The sequence below is a fragment of the Paenibacillus wenxiniae genome (assembly GCF_039822605.1).
Taxonomy (GTDB): domain Bacteria; phylum Bacillota; class Bacilli; order Paenibacillales; family Paenibacillaceae; genus Saccharibacillus; species Saccharibacillus wenxiniae.
This window is the reverse complement of record NZ_JBCGUH010000010.1, coordinates 38,059-60,926: the sequence shown is the minus strand read 5'-3', so window position 1 is coordinate 60,926 and position 22,868 is coordinate 38,059. Positions and strand designations below refer to the sequence as shown.

Here is a 22,868-nt window from a genome sequence, read left to right as displayed (position 1 = left end):
TACTGTATCTACTTTGTTAGGATGATATAACAAGCGGTTTATTTAATCCGAATGATGCGCACGTCTTCATACGCTGAAGCGTCGCGCGGCTTCACGACCAGCTGGAGTGAATCGGGATTATCCAGCAGATTACTATAAAATATATGCTCAAACGTATACGGATTCTCACTAATAAGCCGGCTACCGATCGGGCGTAGTGTGACCGATTGTTCTCCTTTTTCCGAAATGATGCCCTGCGGAATCAGCCAGAGTTGTTTGGCAAGATCACCACTTACTTTCTCATCCGTAGTGAAGCGCACGCGCATCTCTAATGGCGAAATTTCTACCCGGGAGAGTGTAATCGTATGCGCACTCCAAGATATCGTTCGATTCGGGTAAATAATCTCCGTTTGTTGACTTTGAAAATGGGGTGCCAGCGAAATATGCAGCAGCAGCGTAGGCGAGTAATGGATTTCACTTGCATTTGCAGTAGCGCTTCCGCCTGCTGATCGATCGGTAGAAGACATGATCTGGAATTGCGCTGCAATTTCACGTGGAAATGGCTGTTTTTGGTTTAATCTAACTGTAGCTGTACCGTAATATTGCTTCGGGTTTCCATCATCTGGAGCGCCATTCAAACGAGCAGGTGAGGTACTGAGCAGCTTCCCAGTCGCTACATTGCGAAGCTTAACGCTGCTTAGTCCGGGAATCGTAGCATCCCGATCCGTATGAGCAGTGTATAGCAGAATGAGTCGATTTTCATCAGCGGTGACGGCATTGATAGTTAATCGATAACCGTTTTGTTCCGCGGTTTTGTCAATCTTTTGGATGTAATGATGTTCGATCGCAGAGCTTAGGCTTTGATTACCAAGCTGCTCACTCTGATAAACACGAAACGGTTCTAATTCGCCCCAGCTTGCTTGCGTAGAATGCGTACTCATCAGCGGCTTAAGCCAGGTAGTCGCCAGCAAAATGCAGATGACGATGAATGTGGAGACGACGACGACGAGCAGTCGGGTATCGAATAAATTACGCAATCCTGTCCAGAAGGAGCGGCCAGTCGTAGGGACGGCTGATGCTTCCGTAGCTACAGGCAGGGTGGAGGGGGAAGACTGTGGTAGATGCATCGGCGTGGCATCTGGCTTTATCGGCTGCTTGTCAGGCTCGTTCATCTACAGTCCTCCTTTCAGATGGGCGATCATCATGGTGTTTATGGATTAGCTTACTCATTTATTTATTGTACAGGGGTAGTGTATCTACATACAAATAGCAGTCCGGAGACGGATGATTACGGAGACGTAACAACGGTCAATCCCATGCGTTTATCCTTATTGTACCTTGTTTTGCATAATAAATTCCAGCCAATATTGACAAATGTATAGATTTGTTAATCCATAGCAAAAGGCGTTCATCTGCGTAATTGAAATACGCAAATGAACGCCCTAGCGGATCATGCTAATGAGATGAAGATTACAATTATACTTTAAACTGGCTCACCTGTGCTTGAAGTTGCTCTGCTGTTTTGGCCAGTGCAGTAGAGGAAGTGGTAATTTCTTCCATAGAAGCTAGCTGTTCTTCTGTGGCGGCAGACACATTCATCGTACCCGCCGATGTTTCTTCCGTGATGCGAGCAATCTCATTAGCAAAACGCATTAGTTCCTCAGTGCTGGCAGACATTTGCTCTGCACCAGCGGATACTTCTTCAATATCACCGGCTACTTGATTAACCGCAGTCAGTATATTTTCAAACGCTGTTCCAGCTACCGATACGGATTCGATCCCTTTACTTACTTCTTGTGTGTTCACTTCAACCGCCTGTATAGCGCGGTACGTTTCTTTTTGAATCGTCGTTACTAGATCGGTAATTTGACGGGCGGAATCTGCGGATTGCTCAGCCAGCTTGCGTACTTCATCAGCAACGACGGCAAAGCCGCGTCCTGCATCGCCAGCACGTGCTGCTTCAATCGCTGCATTGAGTGCGAGCAGATTCGTTTGGGAGGAAATACCTGTAATCACATCGGTAATGTTACCAATCGTCTGTGAACGCTCACCCAGCTCCTGTACAATCTGTGACAGAGAGAGCATAGAGCCTTGAATCGAATCCATCTGCGCAACAGCCGTCCGAATCGCCTCGTTACCGTCGGATGATTTGGAAGCAGCTTCTGCGGCAGAACCGGATACCGTCTGTGCGCGAACAGCAATTTGCTCTACACCGAGCGACATTTCTTTCATCGCTTGCGAAGAACGATTCGTCAATTCAACCTGACGGTTGCTGCCTTCCGCTACTTCTTGAATCGTCTCTGCAATTTGACGGGAAGCATCGGTATTCTGTTCACTGCTCGCTGTCAATTGTTCGGAGGAGGCAGCGATCGTCTCCGATGTGGTCGCTACCGATTCAATCAGGCTACGCAAATTCAAAGTCATTTTATTAAATGCACTGGCGAGTAAACCGACCTCATCCCGATTTTTGATCTGAATCGTTTCACCCGTCAGGTCGCCACCCGCAATGCGTTCAGCAGAGGCTTGCAGACGTTTCACCGGTCTGGAGATTAAGGCAGAAATGAACAGGGCAATAGCAAGACCAGCCAAAACAGCGATAATCGAAATTACGATGACATTAAAAATCGTTTTCTGGCTAAGTTCAGTGGCAGCGTCAGTAGAAGCGGCGGCATTTTTATTTTCCAGATCCACTAATTGGGTAAGCGTAGTATTCGCAGTATTCCAGAGTGGATACGCTTTACTATGCAGATTGCTAAGCTCAATAAGTTGATTTTCTTGCCCAGCCGTAATCATATCAGGAAGTAATGGAATATATTCGTTATAGCTATTATCGAATGTTTCATACAATGCCAGTTCTTCTTGCGTTTGCATTAATTGCTTGAGCTGTAGACGTTCACTATCGATTTTTTTGAGTAGTGTATCCAGACTTTCCTGGAAAACTTTCACCTGCGAGGGATTACGTTCTACCCCTACATTTAACATTAATCGTTCGACATCGGATAAATCCCCGTTCATGATCCCGAGCAGTGTTACAGTGGGCATTGCTTTCTTATCAATAATACCGATTTGCTTACCCATACCGTTAATACCGAATATGCTAAGCGCCGAAATCGCAATCAATAAGAAGATCACCGCTGCAAATCCAGAGATTAATTTCATCTGAATAGTAAGTTTCATACGTTCACACTCCAACAATTAGTAGGTTACTTGTCGCGTTATATGTATTATATCGACCAGTTTGTCAAAAAATTTACAGTGTAAGTCCGCCTTTTCAGTACTAAATGCCTATTAAAATTCGTTTGTTAACATAACTTTGTTTTTAAATACCATTTAAACGTTGTTAAAAGAATTATTAAGATTAGATAAAATTAAATAAATAAATAAATTAATGCAGAAAATAGATTTTAATATCGAAAAATGTCGTTTTTGGCACTATAAAATATACATTTCTTCATGCATGGCTATACATGAATGCGAAAATATTAGAATCTTGTTTTCACGATGTTATGCCGTTGAATTGCTTCCCCACAAACGGTATGATCGAGAGAGGAATGTACGAATGATCGATCTAAAGATGAGGAGTGTATAACATGCGACATCATCAATGGACACATGTACCGCCGATGGGCTGGAATAGCTGGGATTGCTATGGAGCTGCGGTACGCGAAGAAGAGATTCGAGCTAATGCACAATATATGGCGAATCATCTCAGGGAATACGGATGGGAGTACATCGTTGTCGATATTCAGTGGTATGAGCCGGGCGCCGTGTCATCTGCATATCGTCCATTTGTCTCGCTGGAGATGGATGAGTATTCCAGACTGATTCCGGCAACGAACCGTTTTCCATCAGCAGTAGAGGGCAAAGGCTTTAAACCGCTGGCGGATTATGTACATTCGCTGGGACTGAGCTTTGGTATTCATATTATGCGCGGTATTCCACGTCAGGCAGTGCATGGGGATACACCGATCAAAGGAACTGCTGTAACCGCACGCCAGATTGCACATACGAACTCCATCTGTCCGTGGAATACGGATATGTATGGTGTTGATGCATCGAAAGAAGGAGCACAGGAATATTACAATTCTCTGTTCGACATGTATGCGGAGTGGGGAGTCGACTTTGTTAAAGTGGATGATATTGCTGCTTCGCGTTTATATGATACACATCTAGCAGAAATTGAGCTGATTCGTCACGCAATCGATCAATGTGGTCGTGCGATGGTGCTCAGTCTGTCACCGGGACCTGCGCCGCTTGCATACCATGAAGCATTTCGTACCCATGCGAATATGTGGCGCATAACCGATGACTTCTGGGATCAATGGGAGTTGCTGTATGAAATGTTTGAACGCTGTGAGCAGTGGGCACAGTTCGTCGAAGTGGGTAGCTGGCCGGACTGTGATATGTTGCCGCTCGGTCATATCGGCATCCGTTCAGTCGATGGAGGCGGAAGTGATCGCTGGACACGGTTTACTGAGGATGAACAGACGACGATGATGACGCTGTGGTCGATCTTCCGCTCGCCGCTCATGTTTGGCGGCGAATTGCGTGATAACGATGCCTGGACGATGTCACTGCTTACAAATGATGAAGTGCTGGAAGCGAATCGCTCCGGTCATTACGCACGTCAGGTGTATCGGGATGAATATGATCGGATTGTATGGATGTCGGAGCATAGCCGCACAGGGGAATATTATATCGCACTATTCAATGCAAGCGATGATCCAGCGCTGGTGCGAGTTAGTCTGGAGCAGCTTGGTCTATCTGGCAATTTCCGTCTGCGCAATTTATGGGAGCGCGCGGAAGCAGGAATGGTGAATTATGATATCGATGTGAAAGTGCCGGCGCACGGGGCTAGATTTTATAAATTGAGTCGGATGGATTATGAGGATGTTGTTGTACGTATGTAGAGGTGAGGTGTAGGGGGAACCTAATCGATTGCGATAGCGGTTTATGCGATTGCATAACTAACAAAAAGAGGAGAGAGCATCATGCTTTCTCCTCTTCGGCATACAGGTTCAACGTAGTGGTGGTCAAACGATCATTTTATATTCGAATCAAGCCATCGTCGAAATCGGCGCACCCAAACGCCCTAATGCACTATAATGATTTTTAATCCAAGCCAGTGCCAGCGTACCTTCACCGGCATGAATACCAGCCACCGGAATAAACGAAGCAATCTCGATCCGCAGCAGCGGAGCCATATGCATAATCTCTTCCTTCAGCTTGAATGCGCCTTCCATATTGTTCGCATGCATAATACACACATGGCGTACATGCTCAATATCCTTTTTTAGCATATCCAGCAGTTTTAGCCGCGCTTTCTTCACGGTACGAATCTTATCCTCGACGATAACCTTACCTTCTTGAAAACGAAGCAATAAATGAATCGATAACAGCTGGCTAATGACAAGCTGTGTACCGGATACACGTCCGCTACGATGCAGCTGTGACAGACTGGCTGGAATCATATAAAAGCTCATATCGTGGATCATCCCTTGAATCCGGTCACGAATCTCCAGCGCGCTCAATCCTTCACGCTGATACAAAATACCTTGCAAAATCATCTCCCGTAATGGAAATGCACCGATCTTGGAATCAATGCTAATAATAGGCGTGTCTGCAATCTCTGCTGCTTGGACGGAAGAATTGTACGTTCCGCTCAGTTCAGAGGAGCAATGGATCACGATAATATCATCATAATGCCCTTTCAGGCTCTCATATAATTGAATAAATTCACCAATTGGTGGCTGTGAGCTGCTTACCTTCTCATGCTCACGCATCTTCTCATAAAATTGCTCGGATGTAATATCGACATTTTCACGATACACTTCATCTCCAGCAATCAGGCAAAGTGGCACGACATACACATCATGCTCACGGGCAAAATCGGCATCCAACATGGCCGTGCTATCGGTTACCCAGGCGATTGTTCTCATTCAGATCACTACTTTCCATTGAAAGGTTTCAGCAATGCCTTGAAGAACGCAATGTAGCGCGACACCTCAAACATTGTGAGCATATGGTATTTTGCAAATGTATGCAGTCATTGAAGGTAAGACAAAATAGACATATGTACTATATAACTCTATCATATAGTTATTATAACTAGATGTGAGGTTGATTACAAACTTTAAATGTTGTTACGAAAACGAATTGTTTTTCGTTTCAGATGTTTTTCGGTATAATAGTAAAATAGTCATTTCTAGTAGCAGGATGTTCACTGTTTGGACATATAAAGCATGACATATGCGAAGAGAAGCAGATAGTAACGCTGGGACTACCTACTCGATATCCACATTAGCACTAGTCCATAGCTGAGCGCCGATACCAGCCAGCTACGAAACTACATACTCCATATTCACATCAGCAGTATGACAGACAATAGCCAATATAGTAGCAATGGAAGGAGATACACGTTATGGAACCGCAATACCCACTGCTTGACCAGCTCAAAGAATGGGGCGAGAAGAAGGTCGCCTATCGCTTTCCACGCTGGGAACAGCTACCGATGATCGGCATTTATATGGATCAACTTGTCGCCTGGTTAGAATATCAGTTCCACCAGTTCCCCGGCGAAACCGCAGGCAAGCTTATTACCCCGTCCATGATTAACAACTATGTAAAGCAGAAGATTATTCCGCCTACTGTGAAAAAGAAATATTCCCGCGAACATATCGCCTATCTCATTATGATCTGTAACTTAAAGCCCGTACTGCCGATTGGCACGATCCAAACGATGATTTCTATCCAGTTGAAAACGATGACGCTGGATGAGATTTATAATCATTTTTGCGAAGAACAGGAAGCTGCTTCACGGTATACGATGGAAATGGCGAAACAGGAAGGTCGCCAGCTGCGCGACAATGCAGAAGGCTCGCAGGAGAACATGCTGGCTGGATTCTCGCTCAAAATGGCGACGCTGGCTAATGCAGGGAAGATTTTGGCGGAGAAGATTACGGGGTTGGAAGGGGAAGGGAAGGATGGGGTTGAGGGGCTGGAGGTAAGGCAGGTTGGGGAGTAAGCTGGTGTTTGTATTTGCAGCGAACGATTATTTTGTCGAATCGCTCGTAAGGCAGACGGGGTAAGGGATTGGAGAGATTTTTGTTTTGAAGGATTTACAGGATTGGTCGCTTGATGCAAAATGAGAATTAGGAAATGGAATATTTGCTTGTGTGGCAAGGGGTTTCGGGGGTTTGAAGATGGGGTTTTATATGCACGTAGTGGGTTTTAAAGTGAGGAGCGTACCCTTGGTGTTGAGGTGGAGCGGCAGTTTTATATGCACGTAGTGGGTTTTAAAGCGGCTTAGCTTGACGTGCCGGGAGTCTCCGTAAATAGTTTTATATGCACGTAGTGGGTTTTAAAGTCAGCTAGACTAACGTAGCACTGGAACTCACTTACGGGTTTTATATGCACGTAGTGGGTTTTAAAGGTCGATAAAGAACCTGAGCCGTATATTCGTCAAAAGTTTTATATGCACGTAGTGGGTTTTAAAGACACCCCTATGACGAGCTGGAGACTATTTCCGTCCACGGTTTTATATGCACGTAGTGGGTTTTAAAGGCTGGAGATAAGAAGGCTTTACGACAGTTGATGGATGGTTTTATATGCACGTAGTGGGTTTTAAAGTGTTTTGAGCTGTATGAATACTGTAAGCTGATCCTGTTTTATATGCACGTAGTGGGTTTTAAAGCCAGATATTCCGATACCGGTAGTAATGCGTTCGCCTGTTTTATATGCACGTAGTGGGTTTTAAAGAATTGACAGTAATCCATAGCGATAATACAGCCAGAGTTTTATATGCACGTAGTGGGTTTTAAAGCACGACGAACATCGAATAATTCTTCAATTTGGTTATAAGTTTTATATGCACGTAGTGGGTTTTAAAGAGTCCAGGAGCTGTTGCTGATTTGCAAAAAGCAGTCCGTTTTATATGCACGTAGTGGGTTTTAAAGGGCTTTGCGTTTACGAGGAATCTTGCGGCAGATATCAGTTTTATATGCACGTAGTGGGTTTTAAAGACCAACAGATCGTGCTCGACAGCGCAGACGGGGTGGTTTTATATGCACGTAGTGGGTTTTAAAGTTGATAGTCTATTCACGCAATACAGTCTATCTAATGGTTTTATATGCACGTAGTGGGTTTTAAAGAAAGGATCAATGCAATTTAAAGCAAACATTACTCCGTTTTATATGCACGTAGTGGGTTTTAAAGAAATAAGCACTCCCTATGCAATTTGCTTCAAAATCAGTTTTATATGCACGTAGTGGGTTTTAAAGTAATGATATCTGCACTAATTGCCGCTTGGAGGTCTTGTTTTATATGCACGTAGTGGGTTTTAAAGCCTGTAAAGCCCCAATTCGTCCCACTAATGTTATTCGTTTTATATGCACGTAGTGGGTTTTAAAGTTTCACCAGTGCTTTGAACCAAAGCAGGATACGGCTGTTTTATATGCACGTAGTGGGTTTTAAAGTCAATAAACTTTTTAGCTTTTGTGAGTGTGGTTACTTCGTTTTATATGCACGTAGTGGGTTTTAAAGGGATAACAACCAGTATTACCCCAGCACCGCCACCATGGTTTTATATGCACGTAGTGGGTTTTAAAGTCATTTAGTCAACACACAGCATATGAATGGGTAGATGGTTTTATATGCACGTAGTGGGTTTTAAAGTACGGAAAGACTATTGAATCAAATGAATCTAGTTTATCGTTTTATATGCACGTAGTGGGTTTTAAAGTTGATAGCAGCATCCCAAACATTTGTCACCTTTAAGGTTTTATATGCACGTAGTGGGTTTTAAAGCTTAAAAGCTTGAAGTAAAAAGTGTAGCATCGCATCGTTTTATATGCACGTAGTGGGTTTTAAAGATAGATTTAGCCATGCTTATTAGCTCCTATTTAATGGTTTTATATGCACGTAGTGGGTTTTAAAGGGCTTTTTGATTATCATTCAGCAGCCGAATGTACCGTTTTATATGCACGTAGTGGGTTTTAAAGTGATCGGTATGACCTTGAGTTCCGTTGTACAAAAACGTTTTATATGCACGTAGTGGGTTTTAAAGGCTTATACGGTGCTGAGCAAGAGCCAAGTCGCGCAAGAGGTTTTATATGCACGTAGTGGGTTTTAAAGTCAGGCATTTAACGATTTTGCTCAAATGGACACTCTGTTTTATATGCACGTAGTGGGTTTTAAAGGTTGAGCATCAGCGCGGAGCTGAGTCAATGTAGTTTGGTTTTATATGCACGTAGTGGGTTTTAAAGTAGGGATCAAGACGAGGTACAACCTGGTCAATAAGCCAGTTTTATATGCACGTAGTGGGTTTTAAAGAGCGTTGCTGATCACCCTGCTGATTTGTCTGGTATGGTTTTATATGCACGTAGTGGGTTTTAAAGTTCTTTCATCTTCGTTAGACTCTGTTGTGTCACTCCGGTTTTATATGCACGTAGTGGGTTTTAAAGTAGCGCGCCCTATGCGGCAATCGTCGATGTGAATTGCCCGTTTTATATGCACGTAGTGGGTTTTAAAGGAAACATCGGGTGGTATGGATGGGATGAACCGTCTAGCGTTTTATATGCACGTAGTGGGTTTTAAAGGAGTATAGCGTATCTAACCTATTGCCAGGCAGCATGGTTTTATATGCACGTAGTGGGTTTTAAAGACTGGACGATTTCTTGAAAGAAAATCGAGAATTTATAGTTTTATATGCACGTAGTGGGTTTTAAAGTCGAATATAATAGGCAGATCACTATTATCTAGCGCTGTTTTATATGCACGTAGTGGGTTTTAAAGGGAGTTCCAATGTAGTGTCCCCTCTATTCATAGCTAGTTTTATATGCACGTAGTGGGTTTTAAAGCATGGATCAGCAATAGGGTCGCTTCGATCGTAGCAGTTTTATATGCACGTAGTGGGTTTTAAAGGTCAATAGAGTTGTCAGGTAAGATTTCGACACTGCGTTTTATATGCACGTAGTGGGTTTTAAAGGTGGGAATGCTTCCTGTACTTCTGGTGTGAGTGATAGTTTTATATGCACGTAGTGGGTTTTAAAGGTTGATCCGATCAGCTATTTTGGCGGTGGGGGAAGCGTTTTATATGCACGTAGTGGGTTTTAAAGTTCATTGAGGGGATGGAGTCTAAATTCACATCATATGTTTTATATGCACGTAGTGGGTTTTAAAGCGAAAAAGAAGCAGCAGAGATCGCAGGAACCGACTACGTTTTATATGCACATAGAGGGTTTTAAAGCTAGGATCGAGTTTGATGGCTAAAATCAAATGCGTTTCGTTTTATATGCTCGTAGAGGGTTTTAAAGATACTCAGGATCATCGTTCCACGCTTTCTGTGACGTCCGTTTTATATGCACGTAGAGGGTTTTAAAGCTAAAATCCGGTTTAATGAGCATTAATGCTTCCGTGTTTTATATGCACGTAGTGGGCTTTAAAGACTGGCAAGGGAAAAGTCATTAAAACGATCGATGAGTTGTATATGCACATAGCGGTTTTTAAAGCGAGGGATCAGCTGGACGATATTAACTGGGTCTTTTTGTATTTTATATGTACGCATAGAGTTTTAAAGTTTAATAAAACTGGAGATCGCAGGGACTGAAGACAAGATTTATATATGCAATCGTTTCTCAAATCAGCTCAATAATTTCCTGTATATTTCCAATCCTCGGTTTTAAGCGTAGACAGACAAATTCCTCGCTACGATTATGCAGCTTAAGATTATTTTAAGTTAGTATTCAACTTTGAAGGATAAACAATATTCAATTTGCTATCTAAGTAGAAATGTATGTGCATAGTTATTGTAATTGTATCGATACACTTCCTTACATAAGTGTAAATAAAACGATAGTGTTCGTTCACAATAAAAGAAATTATAAAGAATCAGGTAGTATACAAACTATTGAAATATAGATGTGAATCGTTCTCGATTTCAAGATCGGCGTTCGAATATCTCTTAGCCTTTATTATAGAGATTTTGAGAGCAACAATAAGATTTAGAAAATTAACTGCTTGCCGATCAAGATTTGTAATAAAAATAATAGAACTAATAAATATATTGTTGAGATTTTCAGGATTGTATGATAGGTTAAACAACATGAGAGATGTATAAAGAAGAGAAACAATATACTCAATATCATAAAGGAGTGGTATTTTGAAAAGTTATAGTCTAGCTACAATCATAATTCAATTTGGGATTTTTTTATTTGCTGGATTGACTTTTGTCCTTGAACTTATTAGAGTGTTTTTAGTTAAATAAAAAGAACGTTTAAACTAAACGTCCTCTTTAAGGTCAGTGTCTGCTTTATGATACAGAAATGCTGCAACATCTCTGTATCAAGTCATTATATATTACATCTCTCATTTTTTAAAGCATAATCTTATTTTATATTTACAATGTGGGATTTAAAATTATGTTTTTGAGTTGCATGTAGACTCTTTTTTTCTTTTTATATGAACGATAGTGGGTTAGGTAGTGAACGGTTCCACCATAAAAAGCTTTGCATTTTCTAATGCTTGACTATATACTGGGACTATATTCCTTTTATGAGACTTTTGTACTTTTATACAATGATCCATATTATCTATAAGGAAGTGAGTATATGCGATTAAGCGTCACTTACAACGTATCGCGTATCCCGGTAGCGTATCGATTTGTCGTTCTATCCTTGATCAAAGAAGCGTTAAATCAAGCAGATCCCGGTTACTATCATACGTTATATGTAGAAAATGAAGGTAAGATGAAGCCTTTTTGTACCGCTGTATACTTGAAAGACTTTACATATCAACAGGACGAAATTCATTTAACGAGTCTCACCATCAATATTGCTTCCGCTGATATGACGTTTATGTTGCATCTATTCAATGGATTGCAGCGGTTAACAAGCTACACTACACTTTATGGTGTCTGGGAGCGCGCGCATATTCAGATGTTGCAAGAGACGGAAATCCACAGTGATCAAGTTCACTTCTCCACGCTTTCTCCTATTCTGATCGAAGACAAGCAAGGCCAGCCTCTTCACCCTGATCAAGTTGAATATGCTACAGAGTTTGGTTATTATGCTGCTCTTCGTATTCGTGAACTGACTGGGCGTGAACCGTATCGTCCGATTTTGATCCAGCCTCTTACGATGAAACGCGTCGTTATTAAAGAAACAAATTCTACTTTTCGTCGGTCGAATACTGAGACCAAGAAACTTCATTTCACGGCATATCGCGGCCAATTCGTATTGCAGGGACATCCGGCGGATTTGCAATTTTTATATCAATCCGGTGTAGGTAAACGAGCCTCGCAATCATTTGGTATGCTTGAGTACATAAGGGAAGGATGATCGCTGGTGTCGGTCGAGATTGAACTGATTGCTGAAGATTGGATGATGACGGCAGGGCTGATCGGCTTAACAAGACTGTACAAAAATCATCCTCACCCGCCTGTCGTGACACAGAGGGGCCTTATATTAACGGAAGATCACCTGCGTTCATTTTCACAATCTTATGTCGAATGGTTAATTCGTGAATTTAGCATTGTTGAGCGAGATGTTAAACGAATGGGTTGGGCGAAGACTCAAGTAGAACAGGCGATGAATATGCAGTTGGTCGAACCTGAGCAAATTGCAGCATGCACGGAAAAAGTACAGGTGGCAGTCAAATCGATTCGTGCTATTGTAGTGGAACAAATGAAAAAAGTCGAAAAATATTTTGCAGATATGGATGAATACAAGCAATTGAATCAATTGGCTACTCGGCTTGATGATATCGCTAAAGACAAGCAAGCATGGGAGCAGGCTGCCGAAGTCAAAACAGCTATCGATGATTACCGCCGCATTATGTCAGTTCCCCTAATCAATGAAAAGCTTACGCTCAATTATGCCAAAGCTGTGATCTTAAATGTTTTCTTTGGGCAGACGTCCATTTTACAGCCAACCTTTAATGCCCGATCAACCGTACAACATATCGAGCAATTGGATAAAGATTTTTCCATGCCTGCCCTGTATGATTTACAGCTGTATGGAGAACTGTGCAAACCAGCGGAACAGGCTAATATTGTTGATTTGTTGCGTACATACAGTGAAGTATATAAGCCCTTTAAAGATTGGCTTCGTAAAGTGAAAAAGATGAACAGTAAACAGGAGATCCATGCGTATTTTCAGCAGGACGTATTGCCCTGTTTTTTGATCACCGGTATGCCTGCAAGTCAATCTTATGAAGAACTTACGTTTTCACCACTGGCGTTGTCGAAAAAAAATGCGGTGAATTTCAATTGGAATTTTGATAAAGATACGCCAACTCCAATCAGTGCGCTTGCCAGGCTGTTATTATTTGCTGTGCCTGCTGGACTGGCGGTATACAATCGACGAATCGGGACAGAAGACTTTAATGAGACGAAGCGATTTTTTGGTATGATTTTGACACAAAGCTATTTTCAAGTAAATGTAGATCTGAATAATCAGTATCGTACTTTACGTAATGGCGGCACTACATTTGATGAAGCGATTACAAATATACTGGATGAAACTCATGATAAGGCGAAAAACTTAGGAAATGCCTATTTGTTTGTTGAATTACATTCAGAATATCAGATGAAAAAAACGCTGCTGGACTATTACCATATGCCACCGTATCTGGTAACTTTCTTAAGCAAATATGGTAAACATATTCATTATATTCAGCACACCCATTGTAAAGAGGCTTTCGTCCGTGCCCTATTGAAAGGGATCGATCCTAAGCAAACGGTATATGAATTACTGCGTCTGGCCATCAAGCCTAAAATGAAAAATCCAGATGCTTCTGAGCAAGTACGGCAAGCAGAAAGTAGTCGATTGGCCTCTAGTGCTTTTGTAGCGGCTCAGAATCGTAGACGTCTACTGGATGCCAAACAAAAAATAGCTGACCCATCCAAAGGAGTGAAGTCTATGGCACATCCAGACGCTAAAATCTATATTGTGTATCGCCAGGGTATTGAGCTACGTCATCGAATGCTGGATATTCGTCCAAGAGAACAAACCGAAGGCAAAACATACCGAGCAGGTGGACAAAAGAAGCTGGAAAGTATTGCTTATCGTCTATTGAATGCAGCCAAAGCTGGAGATAAGTCGGCATTTATGGATACTGTGTTTCGGGTCTACATGTCGGCTAATACAATCGGTGCCCGCCAATCGAGTGAAAAACCGAAATATTTAGAAGTGTCTAATATTTTCCTGGACGGTTTGCAAGAGAACGGCATCGATTTCGATACGATCGCGACTGCATTTATAGCCGGTTTACTAGGAAGCAACGAAAAAAATAATTCATCCAACCGTGACGACAATGCGGATACTACTAATGAAGATACGAATGAAACATCTGAGGAGGTTCGCTAATTATGGGAAAAGCGATTTCATTTACAGCTATATTTCGTGCCAATTCATTAAACTATGGTGAAGGCATTGCCAACATTTCAGAGTTAAAAAAGATTCATCGCGGCAATGGCGATGTACTAACCTTTGCTTCACGCCAAAGTGTACGCTACGATATCGTGCGTCTGGGCAATGAATGGTTCCAATGGAATTTGCAGACCGTGGATAAAGCGAAGGGAACCGTACAATTTCGTGAAGATGTCACAATTGAACAGTCGGAAGAAATGGATCTGTTTGGTTATTTAAAAACAGGTAAAAAATCGTTAAAGCGCCCTGCTGTTGTTCGATTATCGCATGCGGTGTCGATGGAACCTTATCGAAGTGATATGGAGTTTCTGAATAATATGGGACTGGCGGAACGAATTGATGAAACGCCTAACCTTGCCAACATTGAACAACATGAAAGTTTTTATACATATACTGTAACAATTGATCTCGATCGTATCGGTGTCGATCTTGCGAACAAAGAGAATCCAGTTGAATTACCGGCAGCAGAGAAAATTAAGCGCCTGCATGAACTGCTGGATATATTGAAGCTGTTAAATCGTAATATTCGCGGAAGACAGGAATCTTTATCTCCATTGTTTGTGATTGGAGGGATCTACCCGGTTGCCAATCCATTTTTCCTGGGGCGAGTTATGCTGGAACCGCAAAATCGATTCTGGAACTTGAAGGTTGAAGCGTTACAAGATGTTGGTAATACGACATTTGGCAATCATGTAGTAGCAGACGACACTCATATTGGCTATGTTTCCGGCATCTTTCATAATGAGGCACAGTTGCAGGCAGCCTTTACGCATACAGGGACGGTTGAGCAGTTTTTTGCCCATCTTAAAACTGCGATTACCGATTATTATGGAGCGAATGTATAATGAACGTACTTCGACTCGATCTGTATCAGCAAACTGCCTGTTATAAAAAGCCATTTGCCTTCAAAGTATCTGAGACGTATCCATTACCGCCACATTCAACCGTTAAAGGGATGTTGCATGCAGTACTTGAAGCGACTGAATTGATTCCGATGAGCATTAGCATTCAGGGACAGTATGATACGATGGTTACGGATTACCAAACTCATTATTTTTTCAAAACAGATAAGACGGAAGAATTTCCATTGACTGTTGCTGGATTAGATGTAGAACGAGATTTTCAAGATATTACAACGATGCCCATTTATACACATATGTTGTACGATGTGAATTTGATCATTCATGTTGCTGCGGCACCCGATGTGCTGCAACAATTAAAACAGCGTATAGATGAAAGTCCTGTACACTTAAGTTTGGGACGCTGGGAAGACTTAGTGCGTGTTGATCGTTGTGAATGGGTCGAGTTACAGGAAGCCACTGAAGATTTAAGTTTAAAACAAAATGCATTTATTCCGTTATCGATGATCCAAAATTCGCATATTGTTTACTTTCCATATCAGCTCAATTGGACGTACCGTATCGTCCAGGGAGTGCGCGTATGGGATAAATTAAACGTAGGTTATGTACAGGGTAATACACAGAATGATATATCAAGTGATGGCGAACAAACATTGTGGGTTGATCCTTATGAGGATGGTGTCTTTTTTGCACCTGCTATTGAAGAGTCCACTTATTAAATACAGCGACAGCGTAGAGAGAACCGGAAAGAATGCCGTGTTCTCTCTTTTGTATCTTTATACATTCATTTATGACAGGGAGGACTACGATGTTGTTTTATGCTAAATCTAAACCAGCCTGGCCGAATACTGAGACGATTAAACAGCATACTGAAGCGCTTGTTCGCTGCTATCATATATTGAAGCAACATTATCAGCATAAACTGATCTGGATGAGTGAACGAGATTGGCAGTTATTATATTGGGCTGTTATGTATCACGATGTCGGAAAATATGATGCTGTTTTTCAAAATAAAATTTTGCAAGTCATTCGACAACCGCTACTAGAAGTCAAGCATCTACACCCTATTCGGCATAATTACATTTCAGTGCTGGCGATTCCATACAAGGAGCTGGGTTTAAGCAAAGATGAAGAATCGGTGTTGATTCAGGCTGTCGGTTATCACCATGAAGGCACGACTATTACAGGTATCGCTGATTTTAATCAGCATGTAGCAGCAGCTTATAAATTACACATTTTGCCGCATGCTGATCAGATTGAACAAGAGCTTGGGATTAAGCTGAATCGTAAAATCTCAACGGGTAAACTGTCAGCGTTACAACATGTTAATCGTTTCAAGGGCAGCAAGAACCCGTGGTTTTACAAATACATCATGATCAAAGGCTTACTTCATCGCCTGGATCATGCTGCCTCCGCTCATGTTGATGTGGAGCTGGCTGCTGAAATGGCTGTAGGTGAATATACCAGTCATTTTATTGAACATAAAATGATAATTCCGTATGCAAACACTGTAATGCCTGCGCAAAAAAATGCATTACAACGTTTTGCAGAGCAACATCAGAATCAACATATCGTCGTTGTCGCCCAAACAGGTATGGGTAAAACAGAGGCAGGGTTGCTGTGGATCGGTGAGGATAAAGGTTTTTTTACACTGCCTTTGCGCGTCAGTATTAACTCGATGTACAACCGTGTGATTGATAAAGAGGGCATTGCATTTACGACACGATCCGAAGGGCAGGAATCGATAGAAGAAGCTACTGGCTTATTGCATTCCACGACATTGGATCATTTGCAACAACTGATGGATGCGGATGAAGAAGCATTGGAGAAAACGCATCGTCAGTCTGCACAATACGCGAACAAATTGATCATTTCCACCATTGATCAGGTTCTGAAATTTCCGTTGTTCTATTTAGGATTCGAGAAAGAATACGCAACAATGGCATATTCCAAAATCATCATTGATGAATTACAAGCTTATGATCCACGAATTGCAGCTGTCATTGTACAGGCGCTCGTCATGATCGACCAAATCGGCGGTTCGTTTATGATTATGACCGCTACCTTGCCGCCATTTTACTATACGGCATTACAAAAAAAATTAGCTTGCAATCAGCCGCTATTACAGGATGATGATAGCGAACAGCAGCCTAGACCTGCACTCGTATACGGTGAATACATTGATGATACGATTGTTCGACATCATGTTCAGATTCGATCCGAGTCGATTGTGGACGAAGCAACAATTCAGCGTATTGTACAGGATGGGAAGCAAAGCAAAGTATTAGTCATTTGCAATACAGTTAAACGTGCTGTGGAAGTGTATCGTGAACTGCAAAAGCATATGGATCAACCGCATTTGCTCCATTCTCGCTTAATCAAACGAGATCGTGCACTGCGTGAGAAAGATATCATTACATTTGCTAAACATGAACAGAATGCAGGCATATGGATCACGACACAACTTGTGGAAGCGAGTTTAGATATCGATTTTGACATATTGCATACAGAGATGTCCTCATTGGATAGTCAATTTCAGCGCTATGGCCGCTGTAACCGTAAAGGTCTCAAGTCGGTGGAAGCGATTAATATATGGGTCTATACTGCTTATGTATCTGGCGTAAATATCGGAAAAAACTCCATTTATCACGAAGATATTTATGCACGTAGCCTTGAGCTATTTGGTACTTTTCAAACCGGTATTTTGTCGGAAACAGCAAAACATCGTATGATCCAATTGCTATATGACGAAGAAGCACTAAAGGAATCCACGTTCAAACAATTATTTGATCATACATTAGAACAATTACAATTTCGGACTTTATATGAAACAAGTCGTAAACAGGCACAGGATTTATTACGTGATATTCATGAAATACAAGTTATTCCTGAATGTTTTCGAGGGAATCCAGAGATTGAAGCGGCATTGCATGACTGGAGTACGGCAAAAGGAGATTATGAGCATATCGCACGCATTAGACGAAAAGCCCGCCAAACGCTGGAGCAATACACCGTTGGTGTAAATGAGTATGTGGCTCATGCTAAAAAGCTATTGAGTCCTATTAAGCCATTAAAAGATCTCTATTACGTGTCTGTCGAATATCATGAACAAACCGGTTTAGATACGAGCATCATCACTTCCGATACAGCTATGATTGTATAAATTCGATCAATCATTTTGAAGTCATTCTTTAATGGGTTGGGAAAGAAAGGAATGATCAACATGTCTGTTCGTGGAATCGAGATGCATTATTACGCTGTCTGTAAACGAAAGCTATGGTTATTTCATCGTGGCATCGGTTTTGAACAGGGGCATGACCGAGTAGAAGAAGGCAATATTTTGCATGAACAGGCCTATGCTCGTTTGGATAAGGAAATTGCTCTGGGTGATCATGCTGTGTTGGATGCTCTGGATGGTGAGTGGGTACGAGAAGTGAAGATTAGTAGCCGAATGGAACAAGCGGATCGGTTACAAATGCTGTATTATCTATATTTGCTAAAAGAACGCGGTATTAGTAAAAAGGGGTTGATTAGCTATCCAACGGAGAAAAAGACAACCGAGCTTCAACTTGGCGTAGACGAGGAAAATGAGGTACAGATCGCGCTGGAAGGTATTGATCAGGTGCTGACCGGACGAGTCCCCATGTATCGTAAAAAGAAAGTTTGCGCCAAATGTGCTTATCGTGATTTTTGCCAATCAGGCGAAAGTGAGGAAGAAGAATGAGTACAGGAAGAGATGTATTTATTTTCTCAGCAGGCCAATTGCATCGGAAGCACAATACGCTATATTTTACGGACGATAAAGGTATATCCCGTCCATTACCGATTGAGCAGACAGAAAATGTACATTTATTTGGCAATGTCGATTTTAATACTTCGCTCCTTCACATCTTAACCCAGCATGACGTCAAACTGCATGTGTATAATTATTATGGCTATTATGATGGTACATACTATCCTCGCAATTCGCGTATTTCCGGGTATACGACCGTTCATCAGAGTGAGCATTATTTACATGCAGGCAAACGAGCAATGTTAGCTCGTTCCTTTGTACGTGGCGGTATTCATCATATGTTACGTAATTTGCGCAAAGCAGGTACAGAAGCGAGAGCGCACATCGATACATTATCCGCACGCGCAGAGTTGCTTGAGCAAGCAGATCGTATTCCCGCCATTATGGGCATAGAGGGGCAGTGCCGACAAATATATTACGATGCATTTCCGCTGCTTGTTAAAGCTGATTTTGTCTGGGCAGGTCGCACAAAGCGTCCGCCACGCGATCCATTAAATGCGCTGATTTCGTTTGGCAATAGCCTGATGTATACATCGATTATCTCCGAAGTATACAAAACAATGCTTGATCCAGCGATTAGCTATCTGCATGAACCATCAAGCAAGCGATTTTCACTCAGTCTCGATCTGGCCGAAATATTTAAACCGTTTATTATTGATTCTCTCGTGTTTAGTCTCGTTAATAATCGACGCATCCAGCACAAACATTTTGTGGATATGGAGGGGATGGTCTATTTAAATGAGGAAGGCAGAAAAATAGTCATTGCAGCATTTGACGAACGGATGAAGACGACGTTCAAGCATCGTAAGTTGGGCCGAAATGTGTCGTATCGTTATCTTATTCGTTTGGAAGCGTATAAGTTAATTAAGCATGTGATCGGAGACGAAACGTATAAACCATTCAAAGCCTGGTGGTGATTAACATGTTTGTCATTATTACGTATGATGTTGGCGAGAAACGAGTCGGTAAAGTGTGCAAAAAGCTGCGTGAATATTTGGATTGGACACAAAATTCAGTGTTTGAAGGCGAGATTACGAAAGGCAAACTGAGTCGCTGCCTGGCTGAATTGAAATCGATCATGGAAGTGGAAGATTCATTATATTTATATAAAGTAGAAAATCCACGTGCGATCAAAAAGGAAGTGTATGGTACAGATAAGTCGTTTGATCAATTGTTTTTGTAGCAGAAGACGAAGATTGACCTGGAGCCGAATGATCATTTTGCATTGAACGATAATTTTGTCGAATCGCCTGTAGACTAGACGGGGCAAGGGATGAGAGCGATTCGTTTGAGTTATGGATCTACATGATTGCAGGTTCGATGCAAAATAGGGTTGAGGCAGTTGGAAGAAGCCTTTGGCTGTAAGGGGTTTGGGCGGTTTGGCGGCGGGGTTTTATATGCACGTAGTGGGTTTTAAAGAAGACCATAAGGAGGTGAAAAATATGCGCAACTATGAGTTTTATATGCACGTAGTGGGTTTTAAAGATGAATAAATTGCCAGTATCCCTGATCGTCGTTGGAAGTTTTATATGCACGTAGTGGGTTTTAAAGATTTCCCCTATCGCGTTTTTGATCGAAAGTCTGGCGTTTTATATGCACGTAGTGGGTTTTAAAGTCAGGAGTGAATATAGGTCTGAGAACAATAGAAAGAGGTTTTATATGCACGTAGTGGGTTTTAAAGACCGATAATGTCTTTCTTTGCTAGAGCACTACTGAGTTTTATATGCACGTAGTGGGTTTTAAAGTTTATCTAGGAGGTAACTATGTTCAAAAAAATGTCTAGTTTTATATGCACGTAGTGGGTTTTAAAGCGTTCTATGGTAACCATATCCGTTTTGAGTTCCATGTTTTATATGCACGTAGTGGGTTTTAAAGGAAGTAATTCATATCAATCAATCCGGCTAAATCCATTGTTTTATATGCACGTAGTGGGTTTTAAAGGATGAATAAGGAGGAAATTCCGTGGCTACGTATGATCGTTTTATATGCACGTAGTGGGTTTTAAAGATTCTAATAGTTTGGGTAGCTCATTGCTCCAACTTACGTTTTATATGCACGTAGTGGGTTTTAAAGTCCCGATATTGTAGCAGGAAAGCTTTGTTTTCATCAGTTTTATATGCACGTAGTGGGTTTTAAAGGCTTGTAAAACAAAAGAGCCAGAGGGGTAGCTCTGGTTTTATATGCACGTAGTGGGTTTTAAAGTCGGCTAACGTAACAATCGAATACACAATGACGGCTGGTTTTATATGCACGTAGTGGGTTTTAAAGAAATGATGCCGTCATAAAATGGATACAGTTTGATGTGTTTTATATGCACGTAGTGGGTTTTAAAGTCACGCAGCTGAACAGTATGACGACAATCAGCATGAGTTTTATATGCACGTAGTGGGTTTTAAAGCTTATTATGGCGGTTATCAGCACAGCGATAGACAATAGTTTTATATGCACGTAGTGGGTTTTAAAGCGTTTTCCCCGGTTTCGTCCGTTGAGTGCAGCAGCGTTTTATATGCACGTAGTGGGTTTTAAAGAGCAGTTATCAAAACGTCTATCACAAGATACAGCCGGTTTTATATGCACGTAGTGGGTTTTAAAGTATAAATTAAATTATGCGCAGGAAATTAGTGACGCGTTTTATATGCACGTAGTGGGTTTTAAAGCATCGATAAAGAGCTGGCGCAATTCGTCGTGTTCGGTTTTATATGCACGTAGTGGGTTTTAAAGCTATTAAACTTGATGGGTATCGTAATTGTATTGAGGTTTTATATGCACGTAGTGGGTTTTAAAGCACTTTACACGTGTAAGTAGTGGCAGGCAGTTTCTAGTTTTATATGCACGTAGTGGGTTTTAAAGATTTTATGAAAAGGATTTTGAGCGTATTGAAGCAGGAGTTTTATATGCACGTAGTGGGTTTTAAAGTCCTTTTGACACCGAGCGAAACAGAGAAAGCAAGCATGTTTTATATGCACGTAGTGGGTTTTAAAGTAATATGGTCACCGTGGGCATGAGTAACTAAGATCGCGTTTTATATGCACGTAGTGGGTTTTAAAGCAGCCAGATCGGAGACTTCTCATCTAAGCCGCCGTGCGTTTTATATGCACGTAGTGGGTTTTAAAGTAATGTGGTCTTCAACTATCTTCTTATTATCCAAAAGTTTTATATGCACGTAGTGGGTTTTAAAGTAATGTGGTCTTCAACTATCTTCTTATTATCCAAAAGTTTTATATGCACGTAGTGGGTTTTAAAGTAATGTGGTCTTCAACTATCTTCTTATTATCCAAAAGTTTTATATGCACGTAGTGGGTTTTAAAGTTGCGTACGATGGTTGCTGTTCCAAATGCTGCTTAATCGTTTTATATGCACGTAGTGGGTTTTAAAGTAGATAGTGTCCTTTCATCTGGTATGTAGAAAGGGTGTTTTATATGCACGTAGTGGGTTTTAAAGTATTTCGGATCGGTCGATGAGTATCACATGCACAAGTTTTATATGCACGTAGTGGGTTTTAAAGGATCATGGGTTGAACTGATTACACGAGATGAAGCGGGTTTTATATGCACGTAGTGGGTTTTAAAGTTACACATTCGACGGAACAAACGGAAAGACTAATTTAAAGTTTTATATGCACGTAGTGGGTTTTAAAGTGTGAAGAACCTGCGCTGCTGCTGTGGAATCTGAATCGTTTTATATGCACGTAGTGGGTTTTAAAGTTGTCTGAAAACCCTTTCTCAACGTATTGTAGAACGGTTTTATATGCACGTAGTGGGTTTTAAAGAACCATAAACAAAAAACATTCACGTCCAAATCAGGAAAGGT

General features: G+C 41.5%; 13 protein-coding genes and 2 CRISPR repeat arrays (1 of these 15 running past the window's edge). Of the genes, 10 read left to right on the top strand and 3 right to left on the bottom strand.

Features of this window, described 5'->3' with window-relative positions; genetic code table 11:
- Nucleotides 1-38: 38 nt before the first annotated feature.
- Nucleotides 39-1,151, bottom strand: a complete 1,113-nt coding sequence (locus AAHF22_RS17140) for a DUF4179 domain-containing protein (protein ID WP_347326250.1) — start codon at nucleotides 1,149-1,151, stop codon at nucleotides 39-41.
- A 304-nt stretch (nucleotides 1,152-1,455) separates the two neighbouring features.
- Entirely contained in the window at nucleotides 1,456-3,156 is a 1,701-nt protein-coding gene (locus AAHF22_RS17135; protein WP_347326249.1) for a methyl-accepting chemotaxis protein, read from the bottom strand.
- Between the two features lie 413 nt (nucleotides 3,157-3,569).
- Between AAHF22_RS17135 and AAHF22_RS17130 the strand changes: the two genes are divergently transcribed.
- On the top strand, nucleotides 3,570-4,889 hold the full coding sequence (locus AAHF22_RS17130; protein ID WP_347326248.1) for a glycoside hydrolase family 27 protein: 1,320 nt from the start codon (nucleotides 3,570-3,572) through the stop codon (nucleotides 4,887-4,889).
- 147 nt (nucleotides 4,890-5,036) lie between these two features.
- Here the strand turns inward: AAHF22_RS17130 and AAHF22_RS17125 are convergent, their stop codons facing one another.
- Complete coding sequence (locus AAHF22_RS17125) at nucleotides 5,037-5,918, bottom strand: DegV family protein (protein ID WP_347326247.1); 882 nt, start codon at nucleotides 5,916-5,918, stop codon at nucleotides 5,037-5,039.
- Nucleotides 5,919-6,400: 482 nt separating this feature from the next.
- Here AAHF22_RS17125 and AAHF22_RS17120 point away from each other — a divergent pair, with 482 nt between their 5' ends.
- The 9 genes from AAHF22_RS17120 (at nucleotide 6,401) to cas2 (ending at nucleotide 20,241) form a co-directional block, all read left to right on the top strand.
- Nucleotides 6,401-7,003, top strand: a complete 603-nt coding sequence (locus AAHF22_RS17120) for a DUF1836 domain-containing protein (RefSeq protein WP_347326246.1) — start codon at nucleotides 6,401-6,403, stop codon at nucleotides 7,001-7,003.
- A gap of 183 nt (nucleotides 7,004-7,186) precedes the next feature.
- Nucleotides 7,187-10,487: a CRISPR direct-repeat array (repeat unit 29 nt; unit sequence GTTTTATATGCACGTAGTGGGTTTTAAAG).
- Between the two features lie 1,098 nt (nucleotides 10,488-11,585).
- Nucleotides 11,586-12,314: a CRISPR-associated endoribonuclease Cas6 gene (gene cas6 / locus AAHF22_RS17115; protein ID WP_347326245.1), complete on the top strand. Its 729-nt coding sequence runs from the start codon at nucleotides 11,586-11,588 to the stop codon at nucleotides 12,312-12,314.
- A 6-nt stretch (nucleotides 12,315-12,320) separates the two neighbouring features.
- The gene (locus AAHF22_RS17110; RefSeq protein ID WP_347326244.1) at nucleotides 12,321-14,342 is read left to right on the top strand and encodes a hypothetical protein; all 2,022 of its coding nucleotides are present in this window, start codon (nucleotides 12,321-12,323) and stop codon (nucleotides 14,340-14,342) included.
- 2 nt (nucleotides 14,343-14,344) lie between these two features.
- Nucleotides 14,345-15,250, top strand: coding sequence for a type I-B CRISPR-associated protein Cas7/Cst2/DevR (gene cas7i, locus AAHF22_RS17105; RefSeq protein ID WP_347326243.1), 906 nt, complete (start codon nucleotides 14,345-14,347; stop codon nucleotides 15,248-15,250).
- Entirely contained in the window at nucleotides 15,250-15,984 is a 735-nt protein-coding gene (cas5b, locus tag AAHF22_RS17100; protein WP_347326242.1) for a type I-B CRISPR-associated protein Cas5b, read from the top strand. The genes cas7i and cas5b overlap by 1 nt, the downstream gene beginning before the upstream one ends.
- An 89-nt stretch (nucleotides 15,985-16,073) precedes the next feature.
- Complete coding sequence (gene cas3 / locus AAHF22_RS17095; protein ID WP_347326241.1) at nucleotides 16,074-18,428, top strand: CRISPR-associated helicase Cas3'; 2,355 nt, start codon at nucleotides 16,074-16,076, stop codon at nucleotides 18,426-18,428.
- A gap of 60 nt (nucleotides 18,429-18,488) precedes the next feature.
- Complete coding sequence (gene cas4, locus AAHF22_RS17090) at nucleotides 18,489-18,989, top strand: CRISPR-associated protein Cas4 (protein WP_347326240.1); 501 nt, start codon at nucleotides 18,489-18,491, stop codon at nucleotides 18,987-18,989.
- Complete coding sequence (cas1b, locus tag AAHF22_RS17085; protein ID WP_347326239.1) at nucleotides 18,986-19,975, top strand: type I-B CRISPR-associated endonuclease Cas1b; 990 nt, start codon at nucleotides 18,986-18,988, stop codon at nucleotides 19,973-19,975. Before cas4 ends, cas1b begins: the two co-directional genes overlap by 4 nt.
- Before the next feature lie 5 nt (nucleotides 19,976-19,980).
- The gene (gene cas2 / locus AAHF22_RS17080; protein ID WP_347326238.1) at nucleotides 19,981-20,241 is read left to right on the top strand and encodes a CRISPR-associated endonuclease Cas2; all 261 of its coding nucleotides are present in this window, start codon (nucleotides 19,981-19,983) and stop codon (nucleotides 20,239-20,241) included.
- A gap of 207 nt (nucleotides 20,242-20,448) precedes the next feature.
- Nucleotides 20,449-22,868: a CRISPR direct-repeat array (repeat unit 29 nt; unit sequence GTTTTATATGCACGTAGTGGGTTTTAAAG); it runs 1,402 nt beyond the window's last position.